Source organism: Bradyrhizobium sp. Kon58 (genome assembly GCF_055807455.1).
Genome location: NZ_JBVVOT010000030.1, coordinates 60,439 through 74,510, shown reverse-complemented (window position 1 = coordinate 74,510; position 14,072 = coordinate 60,439). Strand labels below are relative to the sequence as shown.

Annotated in this window: 13 protein-coding genes; 8 read left to right on the top strand and 5 right to left on the bottom strand. The window is 59.2% G+C overall.

Annotation, left to right across the window (positions count from 1 at the left end):
- Window positions 1-40: 40 nt before the first annotated feature.
- From AC0L20_RS32550 to AC0L20_RS32520, 7 genes are all read left to right on the top strand, one after another.
- Entirely contained in the window at window positions 41-1,474 is a 1,434-nt protein-coding gene (locus AC0L20_RS32550) for a basic amino acid/polyamine antiporter (RefSeq protein ID WP_473294628.1), read from the top strand.
- A gap of 23 nt (window positions 1,475-1,497) precedes the next feature.
- A complete protein-coding gene (gene arcA / locus AC0L20_RS32545; protein WP_473294627.1) occupies window positions 1,498-2,745 on the top strand; it encodes an arginine deiminase in 1,248 nt (415 codons plus the stop codon).
- 97 nt (window positions 2,746-2,842) lie between these two features.
- Window positions 2,843-3,412: a hypothetical protein gene (locus AC0L20_RS32540; protein ID WP_473294626.1), complete on the top strand. Its 570-nt coding sequence runs from the start codon at window positions 2,843-2,845 to the stop codon at window positions 3,410-3,412.
- Between the two features lie 208 nt (window positions 3,413-3,620).
- Entirely contained in the window at window positions 3,621-4,433 is an 813-nt protein-coding gene (locus tag AC0L20_RS32535) for an outer membrane beta-barrel protein (protein ID WP_473294625.1), read from the top strand.
- Window positions 4,434-5,365: 932 nt separating this feature from the next.
- A complete protein-coding gene (locus tag AC0L20_RS32530) occupies window positions 5,366-6,232 on the top strand; it encodes a sensor histidine kinase (RefSeq protein WP_473294624.1) in 867 nt (288 codons plus the stop codon).
- A gap of 108 nt (window positions 6,233-6,340) precedes the next feature.
- On the top strand, window positions 6,341-6,958 hold the full coding sequence (locus tag AC0L20_RS32525) for a response regulator (protein ID WP_473294649.1): 618 nt from the start codon (window positions 6,341-6,343) through the stop codon (window positions 6,956-6,958).
- Between the two features lie 152 nt (window positions 6,959-7,110).
- A complete protein-coding gene (locus AC0L20_RS32520; RefSeq protein WP_473294623.1) occupies window positions 7,111-7,746 on the top strand; it encodes a response regulator transcription factor in 636 nt (211 codons plus the stop codon).
- A 406-nt stretch (window positions 7,747-8,152) separates the two neighbouring features.
- Here the strand turns inward: AC0L20_RS32520 and AC0L20_RS32515 are convergent, their stop codons facing one another.
- The 3 genes from AC0L20_RS32515 to AC0L20_RS32505 form a co-directional block, all read right to left on the bottom strand.
- Entirely contained in the window at window positions 8,153-9,868 is a 1,716-nt protein-coding gene (locus AC0L20_RS32515) for an alpha/beta hydrolase (protein ID WP_473294622.1), read from the bottom strand.
- A 131-nt stretch (window positions 9,869-9,999) separates the two neighbouring features.
- Window positions 10,000-11,364 carry a metal-dependent hydrolase family protein gene (locus AC0L20_RS32510; RefSeq protein ID WP_473294621.1) on the bottom strand — a complete coding sequence of 455 codons (1,365 nt, stop codon included), beginning with the start codon at window positions 11,362-11,364 and terminating at the stop codon, window positions 10,000-10,002.
- Window positions 11,365-11,368: 4 nt separating this feature from the next.
- Window positions 11,369-11,611: a hypothetical protein gene (locus AC0L20_RS32505; RefSeq protein ID WP_473294620.1), complete on the bottom strand. Its 243-nt coding sequence runs from the start codon at window positions 11,609-11,611 to the stop codon at window positions 11,369-11,371.
- A gap of 1,068 nt (window positions 11,612-12,679) precedes the next feature.
- On the opposite strand from AC0L20_RS32505, the gene AC0L20_RS32500 reads away from it, so the two are divergent.
- On the top strand, window positions 12,680-13,015 hold the full coding sequence (locus AC0L20_RS32500) for a hypothetical protein (RefSeq protein WP_473294619.1): 336 nt from the start codon (window positions 12,680-12,682) through the stop codon (window positions 13,013-13,015).
- A 581-nt stretch (window positions 13,016-13,596) separates the two neighbouring features.
- Here AC0L20_RS32500 and AC0L20_RS32495 read toward each other — a convergent pair.
- Window positions 13,597-13,845 carry a hypothetical protein gene (locus AC0L20_RS32495; RefSeq protein WP_473294618.1) on the bottom strand — a complete coding sequence of 83 codons (249 nt, stop codon included), beginning with the start codon at window positions 13,843-13,845 and terminating at the stop codon, window positions 13,597-13,599.
- A gap of 14 nt (window positions 13,846-13,859) precedes the next feature.
- Window positions 13,860-14,039 (bottom strand): hypothetical protein, encoded by a 180-nt coding sequence (locus tag AC0L20_RS32490; RefSeq protein WP_473294617.1) that lies wholly within the window; start codon window positions 14,037-14,039, stop codon window positions 13,860-13,862.
- Window positions 14,040-14,072 lie beyond the last annotated feature (33 nt).

Sequence of the window (14,072 nt, the reverse complement as noted above, 5' to 3'; positions counted from 1 at the left end):
TCGTTCGTGATGGACGAAATGCATAGGATCGGGACACCTCATGAGCACAAAAACCGACGTCCAAAGGCTGCCGCTGCGGACCCTGACCGCCATGGTGGTGGGCGGCATGGTCGGGGCCGGCGTGTTCTCGATACCTCGCAATTTTGCGCAGGCGACCGGAATCTACGGGGCGCTCATCGCCTGGGCCATCGCTGGCGCGGGCATGCTCATGCTGTGTTTCGTCTTCCAGACCTTGGCCAACCGCAAACCGGATCTTGATGCCGGTGTCTACGCATACGCTCGGGCAGGGTTTGGGCCCTATGTCGGCTTTTTTTCCGCCTTCGGCTATTGGGCCAGCGCTTGCGTCGGCAATGTGTCCTACTGGATCCTGATCAAGTCGACGCTCGGCGCGTTTTTTCCGATTCTGGGGCAGGGCAATACCCTAACCGCAGTGCTCATCTCCTCGGTCGGAATATGGGCGTTCCATTTTCTGGTGCTGCGCGGCGTGAAGGAAGCGGCCGGCATAAACGCGATCGTCACGGTGGCCAAGATCATCCCTTTATTGCTGTTCGTGGTGTTGTCGATCTTCTTTCTCAAGCCGTCGGTGTTCGCAGAGAATTTATGGGGCGGCAGCGCGGGCGACTACGGCAACCTGTTCGAACAGGTCAAGGCGACGATGTTGGTGACCGTCTTCGTATTCTTAGGGATCGAAGGGGCCAGCAACTACTCGCGGTTCGCGGAGAAGCGCGAAGACGTGGGTGTCGCCACAGTCACGGGATTTCTCGGCGTGCTGGCGCTGTTCGCGTCGGTGTCTATCCTCGCCTACGGCGTCCTGCCACGAGCGGAGATCGCGCAGCTTCGCCAGCCCTCCGTCGGCGGCGTGCTCGAGGCTGCGGTCGGGCAATGGGGTGCGGTCTTCATCGGTGCCGGCGTAATCGTTTCGGTTCTCGGCGCGTATCTGGCGTGGACGATGATGGCTGCCGAGGTGCTTTCCGTTGCAGCGAAGAACCGGGATATGCCCACCTTCCTGGCGCGAGAGAACGTCAATCAAGTGCCATCGGCGGCGCTTCTAATGACCACGCTGCTAATTCAGGCGGTGCTCGTCGCAACGCTGTTCTCAGACGACGCCTTCACGTTCGCGCTGTCGCTATGCAGCCATCTTTCGTTGATTCCCTATTTCCTGTCCGCAGCGTTCGCGTTGATGCTGGTCTATCGGAGGGAAACCTACGAGAAGGATTCACGCGACCTTCGGAAGGACGCCGTCATCGCGGTTTTGGCGACGATCTACACGATATTCCTGTTGTTCGCGGGCGGGACGAAGTTCCTGCTGCTCGGATTCATCATCTACGCCCCCGGGACCATCCTGTACTACATCACACGGAATGAGCAGGGCAAACAATTGTTCACGCCGGCGGAGTGGGCGTTGTTCGCGGTAGCGGTGATCGGATGCGTCGTCGGTATCCATGGCCTCGCCACCGGCTACATCAGTATTTAGCCCCGGTACGAAAGGATCCAGCAATGGCGAATTCCCCAGCTTTCGGCGTTCATTCGGAGGTCGGTCAGCTCCGCAAGGTGATGGTCTGCGCGCCGGGTCGCGCACATCAGCGCCTCACACCGTCCAATTGCGATCAGCTGCTCTTCGACGATGTTCTCTGGGTGGAGAACGCCAAGCGCGACCATTTCGACTTCGTCACCAAGATGCGGGACCGAGGCGTCGAGGTGGTTGAAATGCACAACTTGCTGGCCGAGACGCTGTCGGTGCCCGAAGGCAAGAAGTGGATTCTCGATAACCAAGTCGTGCCGGATCAGGTCGGGCTCGGTTTTATCGACGAACTGAGAAGCTATCTGTCCGGCCTGGACAATCGCAGGCTTGCGGAAACTTTCATTGGTGGCTTGTCGATCCATGACTTTCCTGAGGAGCATGGCGGCGAGGCGATCAAGATAGTCAAGGAGGCTGCTGGCGCCACCGAGTATCTGCTTCCGCCTCTGCCAAACACGCTCTATACGCGCGACACTACCTGTTGGATCTATGGCGGCGTCACGCTCAATTCGCTTTTTTGGCCAGCAAGGCACGAGGAAACCATCCTCGCGACCGCGATCTACAAGTTCCACCCCGATTTCGCTGGCAAGGTCAATGTCTGGTGGGGCGACCCTACCCACGACCATGGCCTGGCTACGCTGGAAGGTGGTGACGTGATGCCGATCGGCAAGGGAGTTGTGCTGATCGGGATGAGCGAGCGCACGTCTCGCCAGGCGATCAGCCAACTCGCGGCGACGCTATTTCAGAAGAAGGCGGCAGAGCGGGTGATCGTCGCAGCGATGCCTAAGATCCGCGCGGCCATGCATCTCGACACCGTATTCACGTTCGCGGACCGCGATTGCGTCCTGACCGCACCCGACTTCATCAACCAGACGCGCGCCTATTCCTATCGCCCGAGCGATCACCCGAGCGGTCTTGAGTTGCACGCCGAGAACAAGCCATTTGTCAACGTCGTCGAGGAAGCGCTCGGCCTCAAGAAACTTCGCGTGGTCGAGGCTGGTGGGAGCGACTATCAGCGCGAACGCACCCAATGGGACAGTGGCGCGAACCTTGTCTGTGCCTCGCCGGGCGTGGTTTACGCCTACGACCGCAACACCTACACGAACACCCTGCTGCGCAAGGAAGGTATCGAAGTCATTACCATCGTTGGTGCGGAACTTGGCCGGGGTCGAGGCGGCGGTCACTGCATGACCTGTCCGATAATCCGGGACGCCGTGGAGTATTAGCAAGGCAGCAGGCGAGGGACTGCTCTGGAGCGACTGCGAGTTTCGCAGGCCTGGAACTTCGGGGCGGCCGATGTCTCCGCGCTGCCGGAAGTGATACATGCAGGTGCACGCTTTGAGCAACGCAGATGTCGGCAGGATCGTCATCAGACTTTCCAATCCTCTGCAACTATTCAACACGCTTGATCCAGCGCCATTCCGCGAGAAAGAACTCGCAACCGAGGCAGAGCGATACATCGCCGATCAGGCTGAAGACATCGCGAATCCGGCTCCCATCCAAATCGTGATTCATCTAGCCTGGGCGGGCTCCTTGGATGCCATCGGGCCGGATTTGGCTCCGGCCGTGGCGCAGCATTTCCTGCTGCGCGCTCACGAAAAATCGAGAGAACTGCAAGTTCTGTTCAAGTCAGGCCGCCGCTCGCTGATGGTCGGCGTTGCCATCCTCTCGAGCTGTCTTGCGGCTGGATGGCTGGCCGGCTCGGTCTTTGGAGATGGACCTCTCCCGGACATCCTGAGGGAAAGCTTCTTGATTCTGGGTTGGGTCGCGATCTGGAAGCCGTCGGAAATTTTTCTCTACGGTTGGCCAGCGATTGTGGAGCAACGACGGCTTTTCGAACGGCTCTCGGCTGCCGTAGTTGTTGTGGCTGCGGTTCCGGAGCCGGATCAGTGACGCGGCACGTCAATGAAGGAAGCACCGCTATGAGAACTGAGTGTCGATCTTTCGTTGCGGCGTTAACCGATCGCGCTCTAACTCGCGTGCTCTCTCTGTCACAGGCGTGCGCGATCTTGGCGAGAAATGCTCGTCGGGGTTGACAAGCGATAAGCCGAGCCTATCGTGCTCGCTTGTTGGGGCAGGGCCGACAATCTCGAGGATTCGGATGCGTTTATCTGAATTTCTTTTGCAGATAATTGGACTCTTAGGTTCGACTGCCGCGTTTGCAGCCGACGTGGATCTGAGAGATTTCAAGGCGAACCCGCCGCCGCTCGCTGCGCCTTCTTGGAGTATCGTTGGCTCGGTCTCGCCAACCTATACTGACAACGCCTTGTTCAGCCGCAGCGATCGCAGGTCAGATGTTTATTATGAGCCGGACATCAGTGCCAGGCTTGACGGCTATCTGACAGCCGACCTGTCGTATAGAGTTTACGCCCGCGCGCAGTACGAAGCGTTTGCCACGGAGAAGGACGGCAACTTCGCAATCGCACGCTTGGGTGGGCGGTTGACCGAAACTTGGAACGGCTGGAGATTCTCCGCAATCTACGAAAATCGTTACGACTTCGACGGCGTCTACCGCGACCTCGCGTTCACCTCGCACGACGTAATGGGTTCCGTGGCTCGTGACTTCCAGGTTAGCAATGTGACGCTGTCGCCATTGTGGCTGCTGACGTACCGCTTTTCTGATTTGGCCGAGGCGCGCCGCTGGCGCTTTGATGCCGTTCTTGGCATCGAGGTCAAACTCGATTCGAAGTGGTCGATCGTGAGCGCGCCTTTGTTCGAAGCCTACTGGTTTACCGATGGATTGAATTCCGGCCGGCGGGACCAGCTCTATTCCGCCGACATAGGGTTGAGATACAATTTTTCCAGCAATCTGTCGCTCACGACCACTGTGCTTTACGAAGCGCGGACGTCCAACGTTCCACTGCGGCACTACAGAGATCTTCGGATCGGTCCGCGACTCGACTTTGCCTTTTGAGAGAGTATCTGAGAATGCTTGCGAGACCCCTGTCCGTGCTGCTGGGAATGGTTTTCGGGATCATGGCGGTTACCCCCGCAGCGGCGGATCCTCGTGATTCTGTCGACCGAAGCCAACGTATGGATACCGACGCACTGAGGGACGACCTTGGGCAAAATCGACTGCGGGTGCCAGCGCATCCACTGGTGATTGCACCCGCGCCACAAAATCCTCCGATCGCTCTGCCGAAGAAGAAGTCCAGCCCTGCCGCTGGTCGTAGTGGATAAGTCGTTGTGCTGCAGGGGTCGGCACCTCCTCGTGGCCCGGTTGTTTTCCAATCGCATTCCGTTGTTTGCAGCCTACACCAGTCTGCAACTTTGTTGCATGCCTGAAGGACGAAAGATCTCGTCATCATCGTCTCTTGTTTGACGAAAGCTCGAAGCCAAGCGGGAAAAAATGGCACGCTCGTTAGCTCATGCCAGTCATGCGTAGGTTTCGAAGTATTATGAAATAACCCCTTGGTTGTATGAACAACGAGGAGCATGATGCAGGTTATCCCTTAGGGGTGTTGTGTAGGTCGCGTCGTCTTGGGAGCGCTGAGGTGGTGATTAAATAGGTCGATCATCACTCGTCCAAAGTTGGCTTTCAGGGCAGACCAAAAAAAAGGTGTTGCAATGAAGCCGTACAGCCCTCGTGCGAGCTTGTTGAATTCACATGGCGCTCCGCAGCGCTTGCCCTTTGAGGAAGCCCGCAATCGGCCTGATCGTCACCCTTACGAAGATCTTCTTTTTGTAGTGCGCCCCCTGCGGGGCGGCGGATTCGCATACGATGGGATGGATCGTGCCTGCACGTCGCTTCTGCGACTGCCATCGGGCAAGGTGTTTGGACTCGCTATCTCTCAATGTTGGTCGAGCGAAGACTCGGAGAAGATTTGCGAGGTGTTGCGGACGTGCTTGGAAGAGAAGGTGGAGGTTCGAACTCACCACAGCCTGGCGCTTGGCGGGCTTCGACGCGAGGTCGAAACAATCGTGTTCCCCCTTATCGAACCCGAGGGCGGAGTGATCGCTCAGCTCGTCGGTCGGCATCGCATTCTTCCTGAGGAACCTGATGAATGCGAAACAGATGAACCGGCCGGGCTAGTAGACGACTTGACCTCCATCCGGGAGGATATACAGCAGAGGATAGCCTCCGAGCTTCATGATTCTACTTGCCAACATCTTGTGGCCGCAAGTCTTGGGCTCGTGCGTATTCGCAACTGCGCTGGCCCGACAAATGGTGTGGACAGCCTTTGCGAGCTCGTCGATGCATCCATTGACCGTGCTCTGAGAGAGATCCGCTCCCTCACGTATTTGATGCATCCCCAGGACGTGGTGGCAGAGGGACTGAAGGCGACCATCGAGTGCTATGCCTGCGGCTTTGCTGCGCGGACTGCGTTGCGTGTCCAGACCGACATCGACGCCGGCGTGGATCGATTCTCATACGAGATCCAAAGGTCGTTGCTGCGGGTCATTCAGGAAGGGCTTGCAAACATATTCAGGCACGCAAAGGCGACAGAGGTCAAACTGCTCGCCAAAGTGACAGGCGAGCAGTTTCAGCTGACAATAAGCGACAATGGAAGCGGCTTTCCGGCCCACCGTGCCAAGAGGTTCGGAACGGCGATGTTGGGTGTCGGCATTCCCGCAATGAGATCAAGGCTTGCGCATCTTGGCGGCTATCTCGAGATCCAGTCTAACCCTGAAAGCTCCGGGACGATGTTGTACGCGGTATTCCCGCTGCCGAGTGAGGCAAAGCGGCGCAGGCGGCGCTTGCCGTTACAATGAAATAGATCAAGGCAAGCGCTCGAACAGGTGTATGGGGCGATCGTCGCCCTCAGTGCTGGCCCCGGTCTGGCACTCGATACGGCGGCGTTCGAAGCAGGAGTGCGTTCTATGAAGCGAATCTTGATCGCGGATGATCATGAGGCCGTCCGTTCTGGCATCCGCTCCGTGCTTGCGCAACGTGCTGATTGGGAAGTTGTCGCGGAGGCGAGCGACGGCAAAAAGGCGGTTGCGGCCGCGATCGAGAGCAAGCCGCACGTCGCCATCCTCGACTTTTCCATGCCGCGCATGACCGGAGTGGAGGTAACCCGGCGGATCAGGGAATTCTCGCTTCCGATCGAGGTCCTGATATTTACCGTTCACAACTCTGGTCTGTTGGCGCAACAGGCCTATCTGGCTGGCGCCCGCGCGTTCTTGTCGAAGTCGGATGCGAGCAAGCTGCTGGTTGCTGCTGTCGATTCTCTCTTGGTCCACAAATCGTTCGGTATTGGGAGCGGGGTGGACGATCTCGATGGCGCATCGGTTGGTGGAACTAGGCTGACGCCACGCGAGCGGCTCGTCGTCAAGCTGGTGGCGGATGGCTATAGCAACAAGGGCATCAGCGCTATCCTGAACCTCAGCGTGAAGACAACGGAGGCCCACCGCGCCGCCGCGATGAGGAAGCTCAGCGTGAATTCGACCGCCGGCCTTGTTCGATACGCGGTTCGCGCCAAACTGGTTACTGATTGATCAATCATCAGGCGGTGGGATATCCGCGATCCAATTTCAGGGTTTTGTGGGATAACTTTCCGACAGATGGCCGATACAGTCGGCCGAATTGGCTGCCGGTCTTCTCCGTTGATCGCCTGATAGGATCTGGGTCAGCATGCGGGAGCGCCGCCGTGAAGCGCATCGTAATTGCGGATGATCATGAGGTTGTACGGTCGGGCCTGCGCGCGATCGTTGAAGTGCGCTCTGATTGGATCGTCTGCGGCGAGGCGTGCGACGGGGAGCAGGCACTAGCTATGGCGGTTCAGACGCGTCCGGACATCCTGATCGCCGACTACTCGATGCCCGTCATGAATGGGCTAGAAGTCAGCCGCCGCCTCGGTGCAATGCACATGCGCGTCGAAGTGTTAATCATGACAATGCATGAAAGCGAAGAGCTGTTGACGGAGGCTATTCTGGCTGGCGTGCGTGGCTTTCTGTTCAAATCCGACGCGAAGGAGCACCTATTGTCCGCGATCGACGCCTTGCTCGATCGTAGGCCGTACTTCACGGGCGTGTTGCTTGAGAAACTTCTACGCAACTATCAGATCAACAAGCAGAATAAGTCGGGCGTACTGCTCACCTCGCGGGAACAGAGCGTGGTCCAGCTCATCGCGGAGGGTCATACGAACAAATCAATCGGTTGCATCTTGAAGCTGAGCGTAAAAACCATCGAGACGCATCGTGCTGCGGCGATGCGCAAGCTTGGGATGTCCTCTACGGCGGAGCTTGTTCGCTATGCCATCCGCAAGAAACTAGTCGAGCCATAAGTTTCAGCGGAATCGCGTTGTTTCGGGAGCGACGTCCGAATGCGGTGAAGCAGGGGCTCACGTGGGAGATAATTTGGCACCGCTCTATTCGATACGAATGGCTTGCCCTGAGTGCGGCAGGCCTATGAGAGTTTTGCCCGACGAACCGGCGAACGGGCGGCTGCGCTACACCTGCGCCAAATGTGAGGACGACCCTTTGCGCGACCCTACGGCGCGCAAGTGGGCGGACGGGCCGCTGCGCCCGCCCGAGAAGTGAGCGGCGGTCAGCCATTCCGATCTGACGTAGGAGGTTATCCAGGCCTGATTGACAGCGTAGGGGCAGAGAGACGAGACCGTTTCGTCGGGTCCGTGAATTACCAGTCTACGCGCTGCTGTCTTCCATGCTTCGGGAGCCCGGTATTAGCGGTTAGCCTCCCCTGTCGACGTAGGGACTGTCGCCGCCGGCCCCAACTGATTCCCTCGCAGCAGTTCCGAGATGACTCTTGAGCCTTTCGAGTGCTTCGGCCGACCAATTTCGAATGTCGGCAACCTCAACCCATGCATCGAGATAGTGTTCTGGCGCGTAGACATGGCCATAGCCGAGCGGAGTGCCGGTTGCGACCGCCATGTCAACGGCGATCTGCAACATGGTCACGACCGGATACCATCGCAGTTCAGGCGAAACGTCCGGTCCGCGCGGTGCATTCATCCAGGCCGGGCGCCGGTAGGCGTACCGATAGTCGAAGAACACGATCGGATCACTTGCATATTGCAGGAAGACGACGCGCATCGGCCCCCATGGCGTATCCGAGGCGACCGTCGGGCCGTTCTGGTTCATAAATCGCACGAAGCGGCCATCACGAAATTCCGGCAGCCAGGCCGGCGAGGGGGCGTTCCGGTTCGCGGTGATCGAGCGCCATATCCTGCTCGTGAAAGGGGAGCCGCTCCAGAGGGCCCCAGTGATCGGATCGCCGATCGTCTCGAACAACTCAGCGGAATTCTGTGAGTTCATAGCGCCGAGGCTCAGGCCGTGCAGATATATATTTGGGCGCCGATCCTTCGGTAACATCGTCCAATGTCCGTAAATCGCGGCAAACAGGGCCCGTGCGGCTTCAGTCCCGTATTCCGGTTGAAACAGCAGAGACAGGGGACTGTTGAGATAGGAATACTGCACCGCAACGCTGGCAACGTCGCCATCGGCGAGATATTCGATCGTATCCGTTGCAGCCGGGTCGATCCAGCCGGTTCCCGTCGGAGTAATGACGATGAGCACGGAGCGCTCAAAGCCTCCCTGGCGCTTGAGCTCGCCGAGCGCCAATTCCGCGCGCCCGCGGGCGGTGTCTGCGCCGCGCAATCCCACATAGACGCGGAGTGGATCCCGGGCGGGGCGGCGGGTGAATGCGGCGATCTGCGCCGCGGTCGGTCCGGAAGTCACGAACTCCCGCCCGGCACGGCCGAGCTCATTCCATTTAATCAGCGACGCTGCACTCCCCGTCCTGGTGGCTTCGCCCGGCTGAGGTCGCTCCGGTTCAAGCAGGGCGTCAAATTCCCGAAACGAAGAATCCAACGCGCTGAAGGCGGCGCGGATAAGCAGATTGTTGGCGATCGACCAGATCAGCAGGACGGCCACGAGAAGGCCGACGAAGTTCGCGATCTTCCTAGGAATGAACCGCCGAATCCGGCCGGAGACAAAACTGGTTACCAGCTTGAACGATTCCGCCAGCCAAAGCAGTGCGAAAAACGTGATGAGCGCGATCACGGAGACTTTGGCGGGATGGGCGGTTTCAACCAGCTCCATGCTCATGGCGGTACGGATCGAATTCTGCCATTCCGCCGCCCGCCAGAGAGACAGGATGATCGTCAGGAAGCAGCCCAACGCGACCGCCACGTTGGCTGCGGATCGGATTTGTGGCGATGGCTCGGGAAGTTCGAGATAGTGCCATAGCCAGCGCCAGAGCACGCCTAGCTCGTAACCGATCGCAAAGCAGGTGCCGGCAAGGACTCCCTGGATCAAATAGCTTCTTGGGACGAGCGTCGGTGTAAGCGCCGCTGCGAAAAACAATGCTCCCAGCGCCAATCCAACACCTGAGAGAGATACCACGTACCGCCAGACAATCTGCGCGGGACCCTTGACGATGTTCATTCCGCGCCTCTCTCCGGTGCGGGGTTATAATCGGGAAGCCGGCAGGGGAAATTAAACCTACGCGAGGTGAATTGCGCGCGAGCAACACCGGCCAGTGCGCGCCAAGCATCCCGCCTAGAACGGAGAACGGATCATTTCGGACGAATGTCCTTGTAGATGATGCCGTCCTTCATAATCAGGACGAATTTGTTCTCCGGGTCGGCGATGAGGCGAATGTCCTCCAAGGGATTGCCATCGACGAGCAGGAGATCGGCCAACGCGCCTTCTTCGACCGCTCCGAGCTTGCCGGGATACGGATTGCGCGCACCGGAGAGGGCGAGCAACTCTCCGTTTGCTGAAGTCGCCATTGCCAATGCTTCTGCTGGAGTGAACCAACGTGTGAGATCCACGATACCCTGACCCTGATGCTCAGCCAACGCCTTGGAGAAGAGAATATCAGTTCCGAAGGCCGTCTTGATCTTGTATTTTTTTACAAACCCGTACGTGGTGTCGGTGCCCGCAACCACTTGGCGCATCTGCGCTTGTTGCGCGGCAGGAAGCATGGCTGCGCCGCCAAGGTCTACGAATGGCTGTGTGCTCAGCCAAATCTTCTCCTCCGCAAGGAGACGTGCGGTCGGCTCATCCATCAAATGACCGTGCTCGATCACCTTGACGCCTGCAGCAATGGAGCGTCGGATGGCGTTTGGCGTATAGGCGTGGGTCGCCACATAGGTTCCCCAATCGGTAGCTGCTTCGACGGCCGCCCGCAGTTCCGCCTCTCTGAAGGTAGTCACGTCGAGTGGACTGAAAGGTGAGGCAACGCCGCCGCCTGCCGTCAGCTTGATCTGCGATGCGCCCTGCATGAGTTGTTCGCGCGTGCGTTTGCGAACCTCGTCGGGACTATCTGCGATCATGCTTCCACCAAGCTGCTCGACGCGGCTCGTTCCGCCGAGACTTTGCGGCAGCTCCCAGAGCTCACGGAAGTCGCCGTGGCCGCCGGTCACTGTGATGACGGCACCGGATGGATAGATGCGAGGGCCTACAACGACCCCCTCGTCGATGGCGCGCTTCAGCGCGAAAGCTGGGCCGCCCATGTCCCTTACCGTGGTGAACCCGCGCATCAGCGTAGCAGTGGCTTCCGCGCCCGCGAGCAGCATCGTGTAACCCAAGTCGCTCGAAAGCATTTGAGCAGGGGTCGGACGAACCATCGTCGCATGCCAGTGCATGTCGCTGAGCCCGGGCATCAGCACGCGTCCGCCGCCTGCTATGATGCGGGTGTCCGGGGTGCGATCGACCGGATTGGCAGCAATCGCAATACGCTCGATGGTGTTGCCTCGGATAAGGACATCCGATGGAGCGGAGAGCGCTTGGCTCTTCCCGTCGAAAATGCGCACGTTCTCAAAAACCGTCAGGGCAGGGCGCTCCTGCGCCACCCCTGGACCGAGAGCGGCGCATGACGCAAGAATGGTCGCCGCGCACACAGCTTTTTGCATCTGCACAACTACTTCGGAGAGCATGTCGTTACTCCGGCCGCATGCGATTACTGCGCGCGGGTTCGTCGTAGCCCTTGCGGCGGCTGTAGAACATAAGCCCGATAAGGCCGCAGCCGGTCATCAGCATCAGGATTACAGCGCCTCCCAGGATGACGTTGCGGTAAAGCGGCATGGATGGCGTTGCCTGCCATACCGCCACGCAGTACCAGATTGCCGCAACGAGAAGAGCTGTCAGAAAGGTCCCAACGACCCATCGACTCGTGATGCGCAAGGTTGCCTCCTTCGTCTGATTAGGACTGGCGCGGGCTTCGCGGCGACGCGGTCGACCCCGCGGATTGCGCGCGGCCCGTTGCTAGCGCCACCGCCATCCGCAATGACGACGACCGCGATGCCACCAGCACACCCATCGGCGCCGATGCCGTGGCGATCGCGGCGGACCCCAGCCTGGACGAGGGGGCGGTCCCCATTGTGCCTGCGTCAGGTCATTCGATCGCTCGCTGGTCTGGCCGAGATCGTGAGCAATCGGCATTGCTTCTGCGGACTCAATAAAACGAACCCCGATGGCGCCGATCGCCACGGCAACAACGGCATTCTGAGCAAAGCCAAGGAAAGCCCGACGGTTCGGTGTGTCCATCATCTTTCTTCTCCTTTGTTAAGCGGTTCGTCCCGCCGCCTGAAGGGCGTTGAGCCACGCACGCCGCGCGAAATCAGGTCGACTCAAGCAGAATCCGACGGCCCTGCTGCTGATGGTAAAGCCAAACGCGATCATCACGGCTCTGAAGGGCGCAGACCCACAGCAGAAGAGCCCCCAAAGGCTCGAGGTCGGAGCGGACGTCATAGACAGTCATCCCATCCTCCTGGTCTGCCTGATGATCGGTACGCTTGGGATGCTAGCGTCGAACCCGCGCCGTCGACATCCGACGAAACCCTGAGCGATGGGGTGGGAATGTTCTTGTGGGGCCGAGCGGAGCGATCGTGAGCTCGATGGCGTTTGCAAGCTGTCGGTAGCCGCACGGCCGCACCGTCAGGTTAGGGACCTGTCTCAGGCGCCCCCGACAGCGAGCACTGGGCGTCGCCGCGGTGACCATGCAGGGCGGCTCCATCGAGCTGATCACCATGGCTGTTGAAATTCTTGGCCTGAGGAGAAGGGCGGCGCCGACCCGAGCCGCCGTTCGAGAACTACGGTTCTGCGGGTATCTAAGTGACCGTTGTAAGCACCGTAGCTAGTGCCGCTCAGCTCACGTAAACTGATGTCGAATCAAAGGGGTTGACCGGACACCCCTTCCGCCACCTCATTGTCCGACGGTCTCTAATCCGTCTTTCTGTGTTGAAGAAGCGCATGGGACGGACCAAAAAGCTGATCGATTGCCACGACTGCGACCACCCGGTTTCGACGAGTGCGTCGGCTTGTCCAAATTGCGGCTCGAAGGTGCCGTTCGGTCCTCCCATTCTTCACCGCAAAAGGCCGCCGATCTATAACGTCGAGGCGCGCAACGACCGCAACATGGTCGTCTTTGCCGGGACGCTGGGAGGCTTAGGCGCAGCCTATGGATTTGCGACAAGCGCGGGGCTGCTTAGCGCTGCGCTGCTGGTCACGTCGTACGGCATGCTGGGGGTCTTGGTGGGCGTCCCGCTTGCGGCGTTGTTCAACATCACGCGCCGGCTGTGGCGGTAGCGACCTCCGGAATAGGAAGTCTACGCACCAGCCTAGCGTCGCTCCCGGCGCTCTGATCCGCAATTGATCGGCAGCCGGGAGCATGGGGGCTGGTAAGGAAGCGGTGCCATTTCCAGATCCGGGTGATGATCCAGGCCGTTTGAAATTCCGGTAGTCTTACGGAATCCTTTTTCGGAACACGGTGTTCTACTGTGAGAACACCGGCGAGATTTAAGTACCAGTTTGTAATTTGACCGGGATGGCCGCAGTGGGGGCTGGAACCACCCTGCGGCCTTTCGCTTTAGCGAAACCCATTTCTAAGTTGAGCCGTACCGTCTCTGGGGGCGAAGTCGGCGGAGAATTCGTGAGCATTCAAATTATTATAGCCGCCATGTTGGAGCGCGAGCTAGCAGCGCGCGGCGTGCAATCGTTGGGACCTTCCGATTGCATGGATATCGTCGAGAGCCTGCTCGGGCGCTTGAAAGATTTGGACCGGGAGTTAGCTGCGCGAACCGGCAACCAAACGGTAGGCTCATGGAGAGACGGCCCCGGGTCGGAGGGGCCGGGGACTGGTTAGACCGAGGCCGCTACGCGGGAGCCCTTTAGACCGGCTTCCGGTGTCCAATGGCCGGCGCGTATTTGTCCGCTCCAGGCTCAAGATGCTGAGGCCAGTCGATTGCCGTGCAAAACAAACCGCGCCGCTCGATTTCGCGTGCAAGAGCCTCCGCGCGCAGCCTTGCTGGCAATCCGACAAAGCGCGTGCCGGCTAGCCTATCTGCTTGCACCTCATGGCGGATGAACTCGTGCATCCGCAGAATGAACTGGTCAGATAGGCCTTCGAACTCGCTCATGCCAGCCAATCGCGTCAGTCAAAGATATAGGCAACCAAAAAGGTGGCTGGCTGCCAAGCGATGAACCCAATCGCCTCCAGCGAAACAGCTGCGGCCAGGAGGGCTACGGCGCTGAAGGTGAGGGGAATGACGAGATCGATAAACTTGTGGGGCTCGTCTGCATCCGCGGTTTGAAATGCGGTTCTATTGGACATTCGAATATTCCTCTATTCGAGGTCATATCGAAT